Consider the following 19,420-nt stretch of genomic DNA (forward strand, 5'->3'; position numbering starts at 1 on the left):
TTAGGAGGAACAACAATGATTTCTAAAGAGCAGAAAGAACAGATCGTAGCACAGTATGGTAGAACAGCAGGAGATACAGGATCACCGGAAGTACAGATCGCTATCCTGACAGCAAGAATCAATGATCTTACAGATCACTTCAAAGCTAATCCCAAGGATCACCACTCAAGAAGAGGACTTCTTAAGATGGTAGGACAGAGAAGAGGACTTCTTGCATACCTGAAGAAAACAGATATCGAAAGATACCGTGCACTGATTGAAAAACTTGGATTAAGAAAATAATTCATGCTTTTTATGGGGGACATTCGGAAGAATGTCCCCTTTTTCTTTGCTGCTTATGTAAAAAAATAAACGTTGCAATTATTGTTACTGTTTGCACAACGTGTGGACAGTAACAATACTTTCGTGAATTTACAGATTTCCTGAAATATGAGTAGCAATGTGATATGTGATATGTTATAATAATTAAGATTGTGGATTGGGAAAACTTCACCGAGACCACTGAAAAGTATATTTTATCTAAAAAACAGTTATGGGCAGTGATTTTATATGGCAAAACAGCTGTCAGCAGTGACTTTTTTTAATTAAAAAATGTGTTTTTCAGTAGTTTCGGGGTAATCTTAAACCACAAAAGAAAAATTAAAGGAGAAAACATTTATGTATAAAAAGTTTGAGATGGAACTTGCCGGCAGAACTTTAAGAGTTGACGTAGGCAGAGTTGCAAAACAGGCCAACGGTGCAGTATTAATGCACTATGGTGACACAACTGTACTTTGTACAGCAACAGCATCAGAAAAACCAAGAGAGGGAATCGACTTCTTCCCATTAAGCGTAGAATACAATGAAAGAATGTATGCAGTAGGAAAGATTCCTGGAGGATTCAATAAAAGAGAAGGAAAAGCATCTGAAAATGCAATCCTGACATGCCGTGTTATCGACCGTCCGATGAGACCACTGTTTCCAAAGGATTACCGTAATGACGTAACACTGGAAAACCTTGTATTATCTGTAGATCAGGATTGCTCACCAGAGCTTACAGCTATGCTTGGTGCAGCAATTGCTACAACAATTTCAGATATCCCATTTGACGGACCAATCTCTACAACACAGGTAGGTCTGGTAGACGGAGAATTCGTATTCAACCCTACAGCAGCTCAGAAAGCAGTTTCTGACATGGCTTTAACAGTTGCTTCAACAAGAGAAAAAGTAATCATGATCGAGGCCGGAGCAAACGAAGTCCCAGAACAGCAGATGATCGATGCAATCTTTGCAGCACACGAATTAAACCAGAAGGTAATCGCATTCATCGACACAATCGTAGCAGAATGCGGAAAACCAAAACACGAATATGAAAGCTGTGCAGTTCCGGAAGAACTCTTCGCAGCAATCAAAGAGATCGTTACACCAGAAGAGATGGAAGTAGCAGTATTCTCAGATGACAAACAGACAAGAGAAGAAAATATCCGTGTCGTAACAGAGAAGTTAGAAGAAGCATTTGCAGAAAACGAAGAGTGGCTTGCAGTTCTTCCAGAGGCTGTTTACCAGTATCAGAAGAAGACTGTACGTAAGATGATCTTAAAAGACCACAAACGTCCGGACGGAAGAGAGATTGACCAGATCAGACCTCTGGCTGCAGAAGTTGACCTGATTCCTAGAGTACATGGCTCGGCAATGTTCACTCGTGGACAGACACAGATCTGCAATATCTGTACACTGGCACCACTTTCTGAAGCTCAGAAGCTGGACGGTTTAGATGAAGCAGAGACAACAAAGAGATATATGCACCACTACAACTTCCCATCATACTCTGTAGGAGAGACAAAACCATCCAGAGGACCGGGACGTCGTGAGATTGGACACGGAGCGCTGGCAGAGCGTGCATTACTTCCAGTACTTCCAAGCGAATCTGAATTCCCATATGCGATCCGTACAGTATCTGAGACATTCGAATCCAATGGTTCTACATCTCAGGCAAGTGTATGTGCATCTTCTATGTCACTGATGTCAGCAGGTGTACCAATTAAGGCTGCAGTAGCTGGTATCTCATGTGGACTTGTAACAGGTGAGACAGATGATGATTACCTTGTACTTACAGATATCCAGGGACTCGAAGACTTCTTCGGAGACATGGACTTTAAAGTAGCTGGTACACACAAGGGTATCACAGCAATCCAGATGGATATCAAGATCCACGGACTGACAAGACCAATCATTGAAGAAGCAATCGCTAAGACAAGAAAAGCAAGACTTTACATCATTGATGAAGTTATGAATAAAGCAATCGATGCTCCTAGAGCACAGGTTGGAGAATTCGCTCCAAAGATCATCCAGATGCAGATCGATCCACAGAAGATCGGTGACGTAGTAGGACAGCGTGGAAAGACAATCAACGCAATCATCGAGCAGACAGGTGTTAAGATCGACATCACAGATGATGGTGCAGTATCTATCTGTGGAACAGATGCTAAGGGCATGGAAGAAGCTCAGAAGATGATCCACATCATCGTAACAGACTTTGAAGCAGGACAGGTTCTGGAAGGAAAAGTTGTCAGCATCAAAGATTTTGGTGCATTCCTTGAGTTTGCACCGGGAAAAGAGGGAATGGTACACATCTCCAAACTTTCCAAAGAAAGAGTAAACCGCGTAGAAGACGTTCTCACACTTGGCGATGTTGTCAAGGTAGTATGCCTTGGAAAAGACAAGATGGGAAGAATTTCATTCTCAATGAAGGATGTAGCGGAATAGAATTGAAAAAATCATATGAATAAGATAGAGATATGAAAATGCCTCAGGCTTCCGAAAGTGGAAGTCTGAGGTATTTTTTATAAAATTTGATCTGTATCTGAAGGAATGTATTGAATAATATCTTGAATATTACAGTTCAATATCCTGCATAAATCGTTCAATGTTTTGGTAGAGATATCTTTATTATGTTTTAGACGGTGCAGGGTACTATTGGACATATGATGTTTATTTGTTAATGTATACCAATTCTCATTAGAATTCTCAAGTGTTTTCCAAAAAGGGCTATAGTCAATCATTTTATACTTGTGCCTCCTGTTTGCGCATACAATAAGCATAAAATAGTTTTTATAGATTGAATATCTTCGTAAAAAAGAATATAATATCTTCGTAAGAACGAATATATCGAAAGATAAGAGTAGAAAGGAATATGAGGGATGAGAGAACTACTTTTAGGATGGAAAGATAGAACTGAGGTATATATTCCGCCGGTAAAAAAACAAGGTTTTACAGAAACTGTAATTCTTAGAAATATTAGTTTGCCTGAAGAAGAGGAATTAATTCCAGATGTAGAAGAGAATGATGAAACCATTCTGGCAGAAAATCTTTATATCGATGAAGACGAAACGGTATTTGCACCATTTGAAGCATGTTGTTTGACTTTAGAAAGACTCAAAACAGGAGAACGGATTAAAGTAGATGACAATGAATTTATGATAGGTAAACAGGCAGAAAATGATTATGTAATAAAGGATAATCCTATGATAAGCAGAAGACATGCCCGGATTTATCAAATCAATTGTGAATTTTGGCTGGAAGATTTGAAGTCACTAAACCATACATTTGTGAATGATAAAGTGATAAGTGAACCTGTTAAACTCATTCCCGGAATGAAGTTTCGGTTGTCTTTAGATGAAGAATTTGAAGTTATAGAAATTATGGAGAATTAGCCTATGCTAAAGAGAACATTAACGATTATAGATAGCAGTGGAAACATGTCAGAAATTGATTTGAATCAATTTGGTAAAACACTGCTTTATATGGGAAGAGATGAAAGTAAATGCGACATTGTCATAGCAGATTCAATCATATCCAAAATTCATGGGACATTTCAGGTGGAACATTCGTATCTTTTATATAGAGACGAAGATAGCAGTAATGGGACATATCTTGGAAGTGCAGAAAAAAGGAAAATGCTTGAAAAGAAAGATGGATATGTAGATCTTTATGATCAATCAATTATGAGAATTGGGAATATTCATGAGCCAGAAAAAATGGTACTTATTTTATATCAAATGGCAGATGAATATAAGATGTGGAAAAGACAATCTTTAGATAAAAGTGAAATATTAATAGGAAGAAACAGTTCGAATCAGATTGTATTAAACCATCCAGGTATATCAAAAACCCATTGTGCAATATATAAAAAAGACGGCCAAACGATTCTCCGTGATCTGAATAGTGCGAATGGTGTAATGGTAAATGGAAGTCCGGTCAGACAGTACAGAGAATTGATGGACAAAGATATTATTCAGATTCTTGATTATCAATTATTCTATTCTAATACCTGTATTTATTATAGAACGCTAACTTCTGGAATTTCTCTCAGAGCCTGTGATATCAATAAAACAGTTGGAAGAGGAAAAAAGAAAAAGAAGATATTACAATCTGTAAATTGTGAAATTCATCCAAATGAATTTGTTGCAATTATTGGTGGATCGGGAGCTGGAAAAACTACGTTGATGAATGCAATCAGCGGTTTTGAAAAAGAGTTTTCAGGAAATGTATATTGTAATGGAATCAATCTGATAGAGCAATTTCAATATATGAAAAATATTATTGGATTTGTCCCTCAACAGGATATTATTTATGAAAATCTTACATTGAAAAGAATGCTTCTATATACTGCAAAATTAAAGATGCCTGAAGATACACAAAGACAGGAAATGGAAGACAGAATCACAGAAGTTCTTAAAATGGTTGATCTGACAGAGCATCAGAATACTTATATAAGGAAATTATCTGGTGGCCAGAAAAAAAGAGCAAGTATAGCTGTTGAATTATTAGCTGATCCTAAATTATTCTTTTTAGATGAGCCTACTTCTGGACTTGATCCTGGAACAGAAAAAAATCTGATGGTGACGCTTAGAGATCTGGCGAAAGAACAGAATAAGACCGTTATTATAGTTACTCACACGACACAGAATCTGCAATTATGCGATAAAGTCATTTTTATGGGTCCCGGAGGCCGTTTGTGTTTTTGCGGAAATGTACAGGAAGCGAAAGCATTTTATCAGACCGGTGAATTAGTAAATATATATAATATGATAGCGGAAAATCCACAATATTGGCAGGAAAAATTCGAACGTTCCAGACATGGAAATAGCAGAAAAACTATAAATCAACCTGTTGAGAAAAATATAGAACAAAAAGGAAGTAAAGTTTCGGCTGTAAGACAATTTTTGATTTTGACACAAAGATATGCTGAATTATTATGGAATGACCGTTTGCGTTTGATAATTTTGTTATTGCAGCCGTGTCTGATTGCGATATTACTTAATATCGTGGCAGATGAGAATATTTTCAATATATATGAGAGCACAAAATCTATTTTGTTTGCATTGAGTTGTTCAGGAATCTGGATTGGAATGTTTGATTCTATACAGGAAATCTGTAAAGAAAGAGTTATTTTAAAAAGAGAATACATGGCTAATTTAAAACTGCCATGTTATATGATGTCAAAATTTGTATTGCAAATGTTACTTGGAATGGTACAGGCAGTTACTTTGACAATGGTATTTCTTACATTAACGAAAAGCGGGGAAAAAGGTATTTTTCTTAGAAATTTTCGAATAGAAATACTCTTTACAATCTGGTTGACCGTTGTGGCAGCTATTGCAATGGGATTTATTATCTCGTCTATAGCTAAAAGCGGGGATAAGGCGATGACAGCAGCTCCATTTGTATTGATTATACAACTTCTGTTTAGTGGAATTCTTTTTAACCTGGAAGGAATGGGTAAAAAAATTTCCTATTGCACAGTAAGTAGATGGTCAGTAGAAGCACTTGGAAGTATTGCCAGATTGAATAAACTTGAATTAAAAATGCAGGCAGATTTTCCAATGCTGGAACACAAAGCAGAAAGCTTTTTTAAAGCATCAAAAATGCATGTTGTATCTTCCTGGGGAATCCTGATAGGGATGACGGTCATCATGATGGTATTGGGAACGATACTATTAAAGAATGTTGCAAAAGACCGGAGATAAAAAGGATTACAGTATTATGAGCAATGAAAAAAATATATTTTCAGATACATATGAAATTATAGGGTATCTTCAATCTGGAAGCGGAGGTGCCGTATATAAAGCTTATCACAAGAGATTAAAAAAAGAGGTTGTATTAAAAAGAATTAAACAAAAGAATGTAAATATGAGGATTAACAGACAAGAAGTAGATATATTGAAAAATCTGAATCATTCATATTTACCACAAGTATTAGATTTTTTGAATGTTGACGGCGAAATCTATACGGTTATGAGCTTTATACCGGGACACTCATTTAAAGAATTACTAGAGGAAGGAGTTCAGTTTTCACAAAATCAATTAATACGGTGGGGAATGCAGTTATGTAGTGCTTTGTATTATTTGCATAGCCAGAAGCCACCGATTGTTCATGGCGATATTAAACCGGCAAATATTATGTTAACGCCACAGGGAAATATATGTCTGATTGATTTTAATATTTCCTTCTTTATGGATGAAAACACGGTTCTTGGATATACCGAGGGTTATACCTCTCCGGAACAATACATTATTGCATTAGATAAAAAATCTATACATGCGATACCGAATCATACTGTGGTGGATGAAAAAAGTGATATATACAGTGTAGGGGCAACATTTTATCATCTGATTACAGGACATAAACTGGAGCGTCACAGATCTGGAAGAGAATATGAAGAGTTACAGGAGCATGTCAGTGAAGGATTTGCAAGTGTCATCATGAAAGCAATCGTATTAGAACGTGATAAAAGATATGCGAATGCTTATGAGATGTATCAGGCATTTCAAAATATTTATAAAAAAGATAAAAGATACAAGCGGTTATTGGCAAGACAAAGAGCTATAAGGGCTGGGTTTATATTATTGCTTGGAATATCTATAGCTGGCACAGGATATGGAATACATGAAGTAAAGCTAGAACGTGTTGAAAAATACAATAATCTTGTCGAAAAACAGGTTATGTACCGTGAGGCAGGGAAATATGGAAAAGAACGAAAAGTCTATAAGAGTGCAATAAAAGTATTTCCGGATAAGTTGGAAAGCTATTATCAAAATGCATATACCTTGTATGATGAAGAAAAATATGAAAAATGTATAGACTTTGTAGAATATGATGTACTGCAAAATGAAAAAGTAGATATTATAGATGAGAGAATGGGAGATTTGTATTATCTGGAAGCGGAAAGTTATTTCCAACTGGAAGATTACGAAAGTTCAGTAGACGTTTTTGAAAAAGCATTCCAGTTTGGAGCAAAAGACAGTCTGTATTACAGAGACTATGCCATTGCATTAGCATATAACGGAAATACAGAAAAAGCCGAAGAAATCTTACAGGATGCCATTGATAAAGGACTGAACGAAGATTCTATTCATTTTACAAAAGGTGAGATTGAAAAAGCACTAAATAACGAAAGTGATGCCATATCAGAATTCCGGCAATGTATTGGAATTACAGAGGATGATCAATTGAAGACAAGAGCATACCTGTTATTAAGTGAAATATACGAAGAAGCCGGAGAAGATAAAGAAGAAAGAGCAATATTACTTGAAGCAAGAAATAATCTTCCGATGGAGAATCAGATGCAGATTTTAGAAAAACTGATTCAAGTTGATATTGATCTTGCTGATGCCGGAGACACACAGTTAAGAAACGAAGCAATTAATCTTAGTAAAGAAGTAATTGAACAAGGATGGGAAACGTATACAACATATAATAACCTGGCAATTTTATACCAGAAACAAAAGAATCTGGCAGACACTGCAGATATACTCACACAAATGATAGAACTTTACGGAGATGATTATAATATCGAAAAACGCCTTGCTTTTTTAGAGATAGATAAGCAGGAACAAAAAGGCAATGATTTCCGGGATTATTCAGCATTTGAAAAGTATTATGAACGTGCTGAAAAATTATATTATGCACAATTAAAAAATAATGATACAGATTCAGAAATGCAATTATTGGAAAATGTATATCAACAGGTAAGAAGCGGGGGATGGCTATAAAATGGAGATTACAAGAGGCTTATTAATAGTGATAGCTGGTTGTATCGGAATTGTTGGAAGCATAGGTGGTTTACTTTTTACAATGCGGAAGTTCCCTAAAGAGCGACGGCAATTACTTACACAAATCGAAGAAGAGTAGGAGAAAAAGGGATGAGTGATAGAAAAGAGAAATATATATCAGGCATACTGATTCTTTTAACATTAGAAATTATATTTTTCCCTGTTCTGAAAATAAGTACATGGGATGTGTCATTACTGAAAATGTTAAATATGATATATGGTAAATCAAACGACACCTTTACAGGAAGCATTCAGGCAGCACTAAAGCAATATATGAGTTCATACATATATATGTTGTTGTTTTTGATTATATTAACAATTGCTGTTGGAGTTTCAGCATGGGTAATACGCTCATCAGCGGTTTATTGTATAGAACTTGCAGGACAGGCAGTGATAGTTATTACAGCAGTTCTGCTGTTTCGGATGATCAAAGAAAAATTGGATATGATCGGGAGTACTGTAAGTTATTTTGGAATCGGAAATGTTGTGCAATTCAATATGATGCCGTTTATTCTGTGGGGATTATTGCAGATTGCAGCGGTTGTAATAAATATATATGGTCTTATGAATATGGGAAAAGAAGAATATAAAAAGGAAGAATACAGAAAAGAATTTGTACCGGATTATATTCCAACCACTCCATATATCCATGAAGATGTGAAAACTTATCCAGTAAATGATATCAGTGTTAATCATAAAGAACAGAAAGAATTTTTTGGGGCAATAGAAGGAGTGCAGATTCCTTATACGGGAAAAGTATTTCCAATGGACAAAGAAAAGTATGTATACATATTAAAGGAGAATAACAACATTATCTTAAAAAATAATCAAGGTAAAGAAAAGTGTCTTGCAAAAATATATTATGATACGAAATATGATGAATATGTTGTAATACCTCAAAAGAAATGTTGTGTTCACCTGGAAAGCGGGCAACCACTGGGAGCTGGAAGAATTTATTATCTGCCCCGGGCAATGAAAATTGTAATTAAAAATGAACAAGGTCTGAATGAAAATATGTTCAGATTAGCATAGATAAGAAAAGGGGAAGAATTATGGAAAATGATAGAACCGTACTGGTAAATGAAGAAAAAATGAATACAAAAGATATGTTAGAGCAGGCATATATGGAACTTGGAAAGGAATATTACGAAGGAGCCTTTGAAGATCCATTGCCACAACTGTTACCTCTTTTTGAAAAAATTAATACGATAAAAAACAACATGCTTATAAAGCAGCAAACAGAAGGCAGATGCCCGAAGTGTGGAAAGCCGGTTGTAGCAGGAGATATGTTCTGCGGAAATTGTGGTGCGAAAATCGGATAAATAATATGAGGAAAAGTTATGATTTGTAAAAAGTGTGGGACCAAGAATAATGATAGTGCGAAGTTCTGTAAAAATTGCGGAAGTCAGTTGCAGCATGACCAGTCAGCATATGCTTTACAGAAAGAAAACAAGGAAGCTAGCAAGAAAAATACAGGAAAGAAATGGGGAATCTTTTTTATTCTGGTAATAATTGTTGCAGGTATAATTGCCGGACTTTGGATATCAAAGCCAAAGGAAGAAAAGCAGATAAACGAATATAATAATCAGATTACACAGGGAAATAAATATGTAGAAGATCTGGATTATGAAAAAGCAGAAGCATCTTATCTGAAAGCAATAAAGATAGATCCTAAAAGAAAGGATCCATATCTAAAGCTGGCTGATGTATATGTTGCACAGGAACAATATGATAAAGCAGTAAAAATCTTGGAAGAAGCTTCTGAAAATGTGGCAGTAACAGAGGAAAAAGGAAAAAAGAATAATGATATTTCTAAAATAAAAAAAGAAATTGAAGAGAAAAAAGAAGAGATATCAAATGCCTCAGAATATACATGGGTTTTACAGCCTGAAATTGAAGCGGATGATATTTATTACTTAAGAGCAAGTGATAACCGGGAAAACGCTACAAATGAACTTCAAAAACAAAAGGAATCAAAATACGCTGTTTTGAAACAAAAGGATAGATATAGCCTGATTGAAATGGATGGAAAGATTATTGATTTAGATAAGGCCGTAAACACATTTGCGAGACAAAGTAATTCTGATTCAAATAAGAAATTTGTTGTTGATAGTGTAAAAACGTTAGATGGCTATTATTGGTTAAGCGTAGATGGCGGAGACAGTTGTATCATTACGGACGAGGGAAAAGTAGAGAACTGTCCGGATTATGAGAAGATAGAATTACAGGGAAGTTATTATTTTTATAACAGTATAGAGAATACATTATCTGGAATGAAATATTCTGACGATCAGGAATATACTGAAAAACTTAAAGAATTATCAACAACCATTCCATTGAAGAAAGCGGATAGGTTATACAATGAATCATCAAATGGAGACCCAGGAATATGGATTGAAAATCTTTCATCAAAATATGCATTGTGGAAAGATGGAAATTTGATCGGTAGTTACATATATGATGAATGTGGATCTGAAAATTCAGGATTAATGGCAGTGCAAAAAGATGGAAAATGGGGGTACATAGATAAACTCGGAAAGGAAGTTATTCCAATAGAGTATGATGCCTCATGGAATGAATATTATGCGGATTTAGGACAAACAATCCAGAAGGATTATTGTTATGCTGCAACAGAAGGTTATATTACACTTTTTAAAAACAAAAAATGGGAAATGAGGACTACAGATAATAAGTTGGTAATTCTTCCGGGTGTTTTTGAAAAAATCCTTCCGGTATATGATGGAAAATGCTGGGTGAAAAAGAATGGAAAATGGGGAGTCATTCAATTAAGTGAAGCTAAGCCAGAGAATAATATAACAGATGCGGTTGAAGATACAACGGAAAAATCTGAAAATACAGAAAATGACGGTATATTTACACGTGAGCAAATAGCATATATAAAACAACAATTAGGAGTACCAGACTCAGACAATATTGCAATGACGATATCAGATAATCCGTATTACTGGGAAACAGGAGAATGTACATTAGTAAATGTAACTTTTACGGAAAATGGCGAATTTGTTGCAGGAGCGGATGTTAATGTAGATACTGCGGAATGCACGACTTCACTATTTAATTACACAAAGAATTGATTATATTTTAAATGAACAGGAGAGAAGAGATGGCTTTATTAGACGATGTGGATCAGAGATTATCCAATTGGATCAATGCAGGAACAGACAAAGCAAAAGAAATGTCTGGATCGATGAAGATATCCAATGAAATTAAGGAAGAAGAAAAAAATCAGGAAGAATTATATAAGCAGATAGGTATTTATTTTTATGAAAATTGTTCATCAGATGCAGAAGGACAGTTGAAAGAGCTGTGCCAGAAAATTGATGAAGGTAAAGAGAGAGTTCTCTTGAAGCAAAAACAACTTAATGTCTTAAGGGGAATGATAAATTGTCCCAATTGCGGTGCAGAGGTATCTTCGGATTCTGTATTTTGCAATGCATGTGGAAGCAGGATGAAAGTAGAGAAAGTACCTGATAAAGCGAAGCAGGAAAAGAGATGTTCAAATTGTGGTGCACCAATAGAAGATGGATTTGCATTCTGTACATCATGTGGCCATAAAATTGTTGAAAGAGAAAAGGAAGAAGACACATTAGAAGAAATGGTAAATGAAGAAAGTGAAACAGAAGAAAATATGAATGTATGTCCGAATTGTGGAAAAGTTATAACTCAGGGGAATACTTTTTGCACAGGATGCGGATGGAAAGTTGAAAAAAGCAGCAATGAAACAGGAGAAAACCCAATAGTAATGGAAGAAACAGCACCAGAAAAAAGATGTCCTCGATGTAATGTAATGGTTAATGAGGAGCAGAAATTCTGTATATCGTGCGGAATGAAATTAGAACAGGCGATTGATGAGATTAGTGATGATACAATTCTGCAGAATAAATGTCCAAATTGTGGTAAAGAAGTTGAACAGGGCGATTTGTTTTGTATCAACTGTGGGATGAAGATTGAATAATTATCATACGAGGAAAAGGGATTAACAAGATGTATTGCAAAAAATGTGGGAAAAAACTACCGGATGGGTCAAAGTTTTGTGGCGTGTGTGGTGCAAAACAGGATTTCCAAGTTATCCAAAAGATTGAAAAGCAGAATGTGAGTAAAAGGTCAGAATTCAGTTTGAAAAGTTACAAGATGGAACAGATACTATATATTTAGAAAAGGAATAGAGAGATACGGAGGAAAAGAGATGTATTGTAGAAAGTGTGGAAACAAATTACCAGAGGGGGCACGTTTTTGTGGAGCATGTGGCGCAGAACAAAAACAGAATTCTGTCAACACAGATGAAAAACAACCAGAGATTGTATATCAGGGAATGCCTGATTCTGTAGCAAAAAAACAGGAATCTGAACCTCAAGATTATAAGATTAAAACAGTTAAGTGTCCGAAGTGTGGTGGAAAAAGATTACAAATTACTACAGAAACAGATACACATGTAAAAACCTCAGGTGGAGGATATTCATCTACAAAGGGATGTTTGGGATGGTTAGTATTAGGACCATTTGGTTTGCTATGCGGAAATTGTGGAAGTAAGCAGAAGACATCTGTAGATACTACAAATAAAACTTATTGGGTATGCTCGGATTGTGGTAATAAATTCCGCAATCTTGAAGACTGGAAAAATGAATTGGAGAAAGAAGATACCGCAATGAAAGCGTCACTTTGTATTAGTGTATTTGCACTTTTAGGTGCTGCATTTTTCTGGGTGTCTCATATTTCTTTCATGGGAAAGCTCTTGTTAATATTGGCAATTGTCTATGTTTTAATGGCATTTGCACAATGGAATCTGCTGCGCAAAGAGAAAGAGGAATATCAAAAATTAGAACATGAATCTACAGAAGCATAAACTACATCAATACTTAATGAAGATAGGAAAATCATCCGGATGTCATCAAAGAGCAGATCGAAGCTTTTTCTGGCACGGCTATCAATTCCCTGTATGTGCAAGATGTACAGGCGTTGGATTAGGATATTTGGTTGGTGGACTGTTGTATTTAAAAATACATTTTTCAATAGAAGTATGCCTGTCTATGTGCATAATTATGTTCGTAGACTGGCATGTTCAATATCTGGGAATAAAAGAGTCAACGAATGTCCGAAGATTATTTACAGGAATCATTTGCGGAGCAGGATATATGCAGCTGATGATTTATATATTTAAATATTTGATAAAGATTATTCTTAAACGATAAGAATAATTGAGAAGAGGAGAAAAAGAATGCAAAAGACAAAGTTGGGAATATCGGTAGGTGCGTTATGTGCGGCAATATATTTTACTGGATTATTTGGGGGATATTTTGTTGCAGTATTTTTAACAGGATATGTATTGCTAGTGGAAAATAATCAGTGGCTTAGAAGGAATGCTGTAAAAGCAATTGTATTAATGATCATATTTTCCATGGCAACTACAATCGTACATTTAATTCCAGATGTGATGGATTGTATGGAACATATCATTTTGGCTATGGGAATAGATTTTACGGAAAAATTCGTGACCAATCTTACGATAGCAATTACAGGTGTTATAGAGATAATCCAGAAACTGCTTTTTATTATATTGGGAGTGAAAGCTTTGAATCAGGGAACTATACACGTTCCGACAGCGGATCGTTTTGTAAATAAATATGTTGATTAGTTAAAGGAAGAGAAAGCATGTTTTGCAAAAAATGCGGGAAACAAATTAGAGAGGATGCCCGTTTCTGCCCTTATTGTGGGACGGAGACAGCGTCAGGTCGTGAAAAGCCAAATGCGACAAACAATGTAAAAAAGAAAAAAAGAATATGGCCATTGATTATTGCATTTTTTATTATTGCAATATCTGTAGGGATTGGAATGTCATATGCCACACGGAGAACAGATAATGTAAAGAAAAATAATAATTATCAGGCATTGATGGATGAGGGAAATAAGTATATTGAAGATTTAGATTATGAAAAAGCAGAAGATAAATATCTGAAAGCCATTTCTATCGAACCGAAAAAGAAAGAACCATATATCAAACTTGCAGATCTTTATATGGCTCAGGGAAAGCAAAAGGAAGCAACGAATATATTAAAAAAAGCTGTGAAAAATGTAGATACGGAAGAATCAGAAGAAATTCAGCAAAGATATGATCTGTATACGTATGTAGATAAAGTATTGATCCCAAAAGAAGGACAATGTAAAGAAGGTCAATATGAATGCAAATATGAGAGGACTTCTTATAATGGAGTTAGTGTAAAACCTCTTCAATCTGAAAAAGGCGTAATGAATTGGAATATCATGGATTATGACAATGATGGCAAGGAAGAATTGCTGGTATTGTTACTGAAGAAAAGTGAAAAAAATTCTATTGGTATTGGAGAAAATCAGAATGCAGTTTATTTACAAATGTATGCGTTGGTTAATGGAGAAGTAACATTACAGGATGAATACTGGGGATTATATCCTGTTCTTGGATATGGGGATAATGAAAATGCAGGTATCTTTTTAATTACAAAAGATAAAAAAACATATATATGTGGAAGTAATGATGAAGTAGTGTGTACTTATGCCACTGGAGCAACAATTAAATCTTTTGTATTAACTTATGAAAATAATCAATTTGTAGAACAAGCAGGTCAGACAGAACCAATGTCAGGATCAGATTTCATGCCAGATGAAACACAACAAAAGATGATAGAAATGCTCACAAAACTTGGTTTGAATAAGGATGCTGCAAAAATAAAAGAAACAGGAAAATCAGTATTTGAATTTCAAGATTCCGTAGATGAAATTTTATTAAGAATTCAAGGAAAAAATGAAGGGTTTGATGCTGATAAAGTTTATAGTAATGCGACTAATTCTATACAAGGATATAATCCAGATGAGTTTGGAAAAGTTGTGATTCAGATAAAGTATGGAGATACAACTAATTCGTCTTCAAAAGAAACGTCAATAGATAGTCAATCCATAGCTGAAAGTTCAAATTCTGTAACATCTGATACATATCTTGCAGAATATGGACCGATTATTGATGCTGCATACAGTAAGTATTATGACGGGATACAAGTTATGAATTACTTTTTATGCGATATAGATAAAGATGGAATAAAGGAACTTCTTGTTCAAAATGGAACATGTGAAGCAGATTATACTTATCAGGCATATACAATACAGAATAATAAAAGTAAATACCTTGGAGAGATATCTGGATTTCATACGATGTTTTATAAAGATGAAAATGGAGGAACAGAAAAATATATAATTCAGGTACAGGGATATATGATGGGAGAAACCATTTCACATATTGAAATTAATAATGGAAAAATCGAAAGTGAAGAAGTGTCCAATAAACAGCTTGGACAGGATGAAGAATATTATTCCAATTCATATCCGGTAGAAAGCGCAGAAACTACCGATAAAAGTTTATTGCAAAAGTAGGTGTCATAAAGGATGAAGTATAAAAGATTAATTATGCTGTTCTTAATGACGGTGTTACTGGTCGTTATTTACTTATGCATTCCTCAAAAAGAAAATAATAAGACGCAAAAAGAAAAAAAAGAAGTTCTAAAAACTTGCAAGGAAGAAAAGCTTTCAGATGATTGGGAAACAGAAAAAATCTGCATTTCAGATATAAAATTTGTACGTGTTTCGGAAAAAGAAATTGATATTACTTGGTCTGATCAGAAGAATCCGTATGTAGATACATATTATTTGATGCGAAGAAAGCCTAATGAAAATAAATGGAAACAGGTTGGACAGCTTCAATCAGATCATAATATACAAGACAGAGAATTAACACTGGCAGATATTCTAAAAGAAGATACGGTACAGCAATATGAGTACAGAATAGACGTCAGTGTTACAGATACGAAAAAATATAAACCAGTAGAAGGAAATAGTATCTATGCCAGTAATTTGCTTATCTGTATCGATCCGGGACATTTTTCAGGAAAAAACAAAATAGTAGATGCAGATGGGAGCAGCTATTCAGAAGGTAATGCAACATTGATACTTGCAAAAAATCTTGAAGAGAAATTGCGACTTAGCTACGGTATAACATGTATTTTAACCCGAACGACAGACGACATCACTTTAGGTGGCTATACAAATGATAGTTTAGACGAAGGGCATATTAGTTTAAGAGGAAGATATGCGCAGGGAAGTGATTTATTCCTGTCACTTCATACGAATGCAAATCAGGATAATGCAAATGGATATGCTACAGATAAACAGCCAATCAGTATTAATAAGACATTGGTATTTGTTAATGCAGTGGCATATGAAGATAACAGGATGTTACATCTTGCCAATGCAATCGGATCATATCTTACAGAAGTGAATTACAATATGCAAGTATCAGAATCTGAAAAGTTTCAGAGCATTGAGAGTAAAGAAGAAGTAAAAAAATGGTCTGATGAATATAATGATCAACTAAATGTACCAGGAACTGTATGTGTCAGATGGGGAGAACATGGTGATTACTATGGTGTGTTACGTGGAGCTGCTACAGTAAATGTACCAGGGCTAATTATAGAGCATGGTTTTCATACCATTCCTGAAATACGAAAACTTGTATTAACAGGAGAATTACTGGAAAAATGGGCTGATGCAGATGCAAGAGGCATCGCTGAAGGATATGAACTTATGAAAAAGGAAGGTGATTAAATGTATTGTGGAAAATGTGGCAGTAAGATAGATGATGATTCCGCATTCTGCCCGGTATGTGGCTCTGAAATTAAAAGATCTGGAAATAATGACTATCAGCAGCCTAAAAAGAACAACCAGAAAAAATATATGATACTGGGAATTTTTCTAATTGTAATCATTGTGGCAGGTGTATTGTACGCCACGGTAGGATTAAATACGAAAAAGGAAAAGCTGATAACTAAAATAGAAAAAGCAGATATACCGGAATTTAATCAACAAAAAGCAAAAGCAGTACATGAATGGAATCGTTGTGGGATTGTTGATATTTCAGGGAAAAAAGCTGTAATTAATGATTTGCAGAAGATTGGGAGCAATGTAGATAAATTTACTGAATGCAGCAACAGTATAAAAGAGTTACAAGGTAATAAAGAAAATTATAAATTAGATGAAGAAAGTTATAAGAAATATGTCAAAGCTTTAAATCAATGTCAAAAAGCGATTATCAATAAGAAAGCACAGGATACATTTGATAAATACAATAAAGTAGAAACGGCCAGAACTAATTTGATAAATGCAGATAATAAATATATTAAAGACCGTGTTTCTATGTATCAGGCGATCGATATGGCAAATGCAGAGAACAGTGAGAAGAAAGAATATAAAGAAAATTTAGAAAAAATCAATAATTTAGTAGCTGCAAAAGATAAAAATTATAAAGCAATTAAAAAGGCTTTTTCAAAAATGGATCAAACGGTTTATATGTATATAGATCCGGAAAATGTATTAGACATTTCTATACAGCAAGTAGATGCATCTGATTTCCCGAAAGTGAAATTATATTTGAATATCCGGGATGAAAATACGGGAAATGTTCCAAGTGGTTTAGATGATACATCGTTCTACGTGTTAAAAAAGGATGCAACAGCAAATTATGTAAAACAGAAAGTAAAAGCGGTTTCACAGCTTAATGAACAGGAAGCTTTAAAAGTAGATATGGTTGCGGATGTAAGTGGAAGCATGAGTGGCACTCCGTTAAGTGAAGCCAAAATGTGTATGTCAAATTTTGTAAATAGTATGCAGTTTGATGCGGGTGATCAGGTAGAACTTACCTCGTTTGCAACAGGAGTAAGACTAGAACAGGAATTTACAGATGATGCTTCTCTTTTAATTGATGAAATCAATGATTTGATCACCGGGGATATGACAAGTTTGTATGATGCGCTTTATACAGCGGTAGAAAGAGTTGCAACACAGTCAGGAGCAAGATGTGTCATTGCATTTACAGACGGGAATGATAACTATAGTGATTGCTCGGCAATGGATGTTGTAAATGTTGCGAACAGATATCATGTCCCTGTATTTATTATTGGAATCGGCTCCGTAGATACAACCGATCTTTATACGATTACAAATCAGACTGGCGGAGAATATTATAACATCAATGCGGTAAATTCTATGCAGGAAATATATGAAAAGATCTACCGTATGGAAAAACAATTATATATGGTTGAATTTGAAGACGGGACAGGAGCTGATATTAACGCCCAGTCAGATATAAAGACAGGATATAAGAGCGTAAAATATGGAGGAGAATGTAATTATACATATACACCAAATGTTTTATTAAGTGCGGGAAGCGCAACCTTATATAAAGATGGTCCGGAGGCAGTCGTTGAAGACTATTTGAAAAACTTTGATGATGCAGTAAATCATTCTGATTTTTCATTAATATCTAATTGTTTGCAAAAGGGCAGTCCGATTTATACAGAACAGGAAAAATATGTACAGAGAGATATATCTGAACAATTGGATTCGTATGAATTGACGGACGTGTCTTATAGTGATGAAAACAATTGTGTCATTTCAACAAGGGAAACTTATTATGTACAGGTTTCAGGAGAAGCATTACAACTAATGACTCAGGAATGTAAATATTCCCTGGTAAAAGAAAATGGAAATTGGTTCATGACATCCTTTGTTGATATTAAAGTTGTTTCAAGAATCAAACAGTAAAGAAGGTACATCAAAGCGAAAAAGGAGCAAAGATATGAGATGCAGAAAATGCGGACAAGAGCTGGCAGAAGATTCTGTATTTTGCAGTAATTGCGGGACACCTGTTTCCAGAAAAAATAAAGGTTATATGATAGTTGCTACAATTGTGTCGTTGGTAATTATAGCTGGAATAGCTACGCTTTATGCAACAATTCATGTGAATACAAAGGAGCAGGTAACGACAGAAGAAAAAAGCAAAACGGCCAAAAAGAAAGATAATAATAAAAAGAAGACAAAGAAAAAAGAAGATACAAAATCAGTAAAAAAGGAAGATTCTACTTCGAATGTATATCAAAATAATGAATCTGCTAAAAATCAGCCGGAAGATACTACTAACAGTGAATATATCATAGCAGACAGTGCGACAAGATTATTAACAGATTCAGATATTCAAGGTTTGACGGCAAGAGAATTAAATTATGCCAAAAATGAAATATATGCAAGACATGGAAGAAAATTCGATTCACAGGAATTAAGAAATTATTTCGAAAGTAAAAGCTGGTATGTCGGAAAATATGACGGAAGTAGTTTTGATGCAAATTACAGTGACCAACTGCTTTCAGATATTGAAAAAAGAAATGCAGAATTTTTAAAAGATGCAGAGAACAGGGCGCAAAATGGAGGATATCAATTAGATCAATAAACA

The 19,420-nt window shown here is 34.8% G+C and carries 18 protein-coding genes and 1 pseudogene; 18 read left to right on the forward strand and 1 reads right to left on the reverse strand.

The features are described 5' to 3' along the window. The first annotated feature begins 15 nt into the window (after window positions 1-15). Together rpsO and ACWJAF_RS02505 are read left to right on the forward strand one after the other, a co-directional pair. Window positions 16-282 (forward strand): 30S ribosomal protein S15, encoded by a 267-nt coding sequence (gene rpsO / locus ACWJAF_RS02500; RefSeq protein WP_006427570.1) that lies wholly within the window; start codon window positions 16-18, stop codon window positions 280-282. Window positions 283-657: 375 nt separating this feature from the next. Continuing rightward, window positions 658-2,745 (forward strand): polyribonucleotide nucleotidyltransferase, encoded by a 2,088-nt coding sequence (locus tag ACWJAF_RS02505; protein WP_296029855.1) that lies wholly within the window; start codon window positions 658-660, stop codon window positions 2,743-2,745. Window positions 2,746-2,822: 77 nt separating this feature from the next. Here the strand turns inward: ACWJAF_RS02505 and ACWJAF_RS02510 are convergent, their stop codons facing one another. Continuing rightward, on the reverse strand, window positions 2,823-3,041 hold the full coding sequence (locus ACWJAF_RS02510; RefSeq protein WP_448861971.1) for a helix-turn-helix domain-containing protein: 219 nt from the start codon (window positions 3,039-3,041) through the stop codon (window positions 2,823-2,825). Window positions 3,042-3,179: 138 nt separating this feature from the next. Here ACWJAF_RS02510 and ACWJAF_RS02515 point away from each other — a divergent pair, with 138 nt between their 5' ends. From ACWJAF_RS02515 to ACWJAF_RS02590, 16 genes and pseudogenes are all read left to right on the forward strand, one after another. Then, window positions 3,180-3,692, forward strand: coding sequence for an FHA domain-containing protein (locus tag ACWJAF_RS02515; protein ID WP_448861973.1), 513 nt, complete (start codon window positions 3,180-3,182; stop codon window positions 3,690-3,692). A 3-nt stretch (window positions 3,693-3,695) separates the two neighbouring features. After that, window positions 3,696-6,008, forward strand: coding sequence for an FHA domain-containing protein (locus ACWJAF_RS02520; protein ID WP_448861975.1), 2,313 nt, complete (start codon window positions 3,696-3,698; stop codon window positions 6,006-6,008). Between the two features lie 16 nt (window positions 6,009-6,024). After that, the gene (locus ACWJAF_RS02525) at window positions 6,025-8,034 is read left to right on the forward strand and encodes a protein kinase domain-containing protein (protein WP_448861977.1); all 2,010 of its coding nucleotides are present in this window, start codon (window positions 6,025-6,027) and stop codon (window positions 8,032-8,034) included. A 150-nt stretch (window positions 8,035-8,184) separates the two neighbouring features. Beyond that, window positions 8,185-9,126, forward strand: coding sequence for a hypothetical protein (locus ACWJAF_RS02530; RefSeq protein WP_448861979.1), 942 nt, complete (start codon window positions 8,185-8,187; stop codon window positions 9,124-9,126). A gap of 20 nt (window positions 9,127-9,146) precedes the next feature. After that, window positions 9,147-9,416: a zinc ribbon domain-containing protein gene (locus ACWJAF_RS02535; protein ID WP_448861981.1), complete on the forward strand. Its 270-nt coding sequence runs from the start codon at window positions 9,147-9,149 to the stop codon at window positions 9,414-9,416. Window positions 9,417-9,434: 18 nt separating this feature from the next. Then, entirely contained in the window at window positions 9,435-11,189 is a 1,755-nt protein-coding gene (locus ACWJAF_RS02540; RefSeq protein ID WP_448861983.1) for a WG repeat-containing protein, read from the forward strand. A 113-nt stretch (window positions 11,190-11,302) separates the two neighbouring features. Beyond that, window positions 11,303-12,070: a zinc-ribbon domain-containing protein gene (locus ACWJAF_RS02545; protein ID WP_448861985.1), complete on the forward strand. Its 768-nt coding sequence runs from the start codon at window positions 11,303-11,305 to the stop codon at window positions 12,068-12,070. Window positions 12,071-12,099: 29 nt separating this feature from the next. Then, window positions 12,100-12,270 carry a zinc-ribbon domain-containing protein gene (locus ACWJAF_RS02550; RefSeq protein ID WP_448861988.1) on the forward strand — a complete coding sequence of 57 codons (171 nt, stop codon included), beginning with the start codon at window positions 12,100-12,102 and terminating at the stop codon, window positions 12,268-12,270. A 31-nt stretch (window positions 12,271-12,301) separates the two neighbouring features. Continuing rightward, a pseudogene (locus tag ACWJAF_RS02555) lies at window positions 12,302-12,364 on the forward strand (zinc-ribbon domain-containing protein); the annotation flags it as partial. A gap of 63 nt (window positions 12,365-12,427) precedes the next feature. Then, window positions 12,428-12,958 carry a hypothetical protein gene (locus ACWJAF_RS02560; RefSeq protein ID WP_448862045.1) on the forward strand — a complete coding sequence of 177 codons (531 nt, stop codon included), beginning with the start codon at window positions 12,428-12,430 and terminating at the stop codon, window positions 12,956-12,958. 16 nt (window positions 12,959-12,974) lie between these two features. Beyond that, the gene (locus ACWJAF_RS02565) at window positions 12,975-13,304 is read left to right on the forward strand and encodes a DUF2085 domain-containing protein (protein ID WP_448861989.1); all 330 of its coding nucleotides are present in this window, start codon (window positions 12,975-12,977) and stop codon (window positions 13,302-13,304) included. A 26-nt stretch (window positions 13,305-13,330) separates the two neighbouring features. Further along, on the forward strand, window positions 13,331-13,747 hold the full coding sequence (locus ACWJAF_RS02570) for a hypothetical protein (RefSeq protein WP_448861990.1): 417 nt from the start codon (window positions 13,331-13,333) through the stop codon (window positions 13,745-13,747). Between the two features lie 17 nt (window positions 13,748-13,764). Further along, on the forward strand, window positions 13,765-15,513 hold the full coding sequence (locus ACWJAF_RS02575) for a zinc-ribbon domain-containing protein (RefSeq protein ID WP_448861991.1): 1,749 nt from the start codon (window positions 13,765-13,767) through the stop codon (window positions 15,511-15,513). A gap of 12 nt (window positions 15,514-15,525) precedes the next feature. Next, window positions 15,526-16,740 carry an N-acetylmuramoyl-L-alanine amidase gene (locus ACWJAF_RS02580; RefSeq protein ID WP_448861993.1) on the forward strand — a complete coding sequence of 405 codons (1,215 nt, stop codon included), beginning with the start codon at window positions 15,526-15,528 and terminating at the stop codon, window positions 16,738-16,740. Next, complete coding sequence (locus ACWJAF_RS02585) at window positions 16,741-18,735, forward strand: VWA domain-containing protein (RefSeq protein WP_448861995.1); 1,995 nt, start codon at window positions 16,741-16,743, stop codon at window positions 18,733-18,735. It begins immediately after the preceding gene. Further along, window positions 18,698-19,417, forward strand: a complete 720-nt coding sequence (locus ACWJAF_RS02590; RefSeq protein ID WP_448861997.1) for a YARHG domain-containing protein — start codon at window positions 18,698-18,700, stop codon at window positions 19,415-19,417. Before ACWJAF_RS02585 ends, ACWJAF_RS02590 begins: the two co-directional genes overlap by 38 nt. The last annotated feature ends 3 nt before the right edge of the window (window positions 19,418-19,420 follow it).

This window comes from Dorea sp. (assembly GCF_977044405.1).

Bases quoted from the DNA above. Each gene is read 5' to 3' on its own strand.
- rpsO (WP_006427570.1), top strand. From the start codon at position 16: ATGATTTCTAAAGAGCAGAAAGAACAGATCGTAGCACAGTATGGTAGA.
- ACWJAF_RS02505 (WP_296029855.1), top strand. From the start codon at position 658: ATGTATAAAAAGTTTGAGATGGAACTTGCCGGCAGAACTTTAAGAGTT.
- ACWJAF_RS02510 (WP_448861971.1), bottom strand. From the start codon at position 3,041: ATGATTGACTATAGCCCTTTTTGGAAAACACTTGAGAATTCTAATGAG.
- ACWJAF_RS02515 (WP_448861973.1), top strand. From the start codon at position 3,180: ATGAGAGAACTACTTTTAGGATGGAAAGATAGAACTGAGGTATATATT.
- ACWJAF_RS02520 (WP_448861975.1), top strand. From the start codon at position 3,696: ATGCTAAAGAGAACATTAACGATTATAGATAGCAGTGGAAACATGTCA.
- ACWJAF_RS02525 (WP_448861977.1), top strand. From the start codon at position 6,025: ATGAGCAATGAAAAAAATATATTTTCAGATACATATGAAATTATAGGG.
- ACWJAF_RS02530 (WP_448861979.1), top strand. From the start codon at position 8,185: ATGAGTGATAGAAAAGAGAAATATATATCAGGCATACTGATTCTTTTA.
- ACWJAF_RS02535 (WP_448861981.1), top strand. From the start codon at position 9,147: ATGGAAAATGATAGAACCGTACTGGTAAATGAAGAAAAAATGAATACA.
- ACWJAF_RS02540 (WP_448861983.1), top strand. From the start codon at position 9,435: ATGATTTGTAAAAAGTGTGGGACCAAGAATAATGATAGTGCGAAGTTC.
- ACWJAF_RS02545 (WP_448861985.1), top strand. From the start codon at position 11,303: ATGAAGATATCCAATGAAATTAAGGAAGAAGAAAAAAATCAGGAAGAA.
- ACWJAF_RS02550 (WP_448861988.1), top strand. From the start codon at position 12,100: ATGTATTGCAAAAAATGTGGGAAAAAACTACCGGATGGGTCAAAGTTT.
- ACWJAF_RS02560 (WP_448862045.1), top strand. From the start codon at position 12,428: ATGCCTGATTCTGTAGCAAAAAAACAGGAATCTGAACCTCAAGATTAT.
- ACWJAF_RS02565 (WP_448861989.1), top strand. From the start codon at position 12,975: ATGAAGATAGGAAAATCATCCGGATGTCATCAAAGAGCAGATCGAAGC.
- ACWJAF_RS02570 (WP_448861990.1), top strand. From the start codon at position 13,331: ATGCAAAAGACAAAGTTGGGAATATCGGTAGGTGCGTTATGTGCGGCA.
- ACWJAF_RS02575 (WP_448861991.1), top strand. From the start codon at position 13,765: ATGTTTTGCAAAAAATGCGGGAAACAAATTAGAGAGGATGCCCGTTTC.
- ACWJAF_RS02580 (WP_448861993.1), top strand. From the start codon at position 15,526: ATGAAGTATAAAAGATTAATTATGCTGTTCTTAATGACGGTGTTACTG.
- ACWJAF_RS02585 (WP_448861995.1), top strand. From the start codon at position 16,741: ATGTATTGTGGAAAATGTGGCAGTAAGATAGATGATGATTCCGCATTC.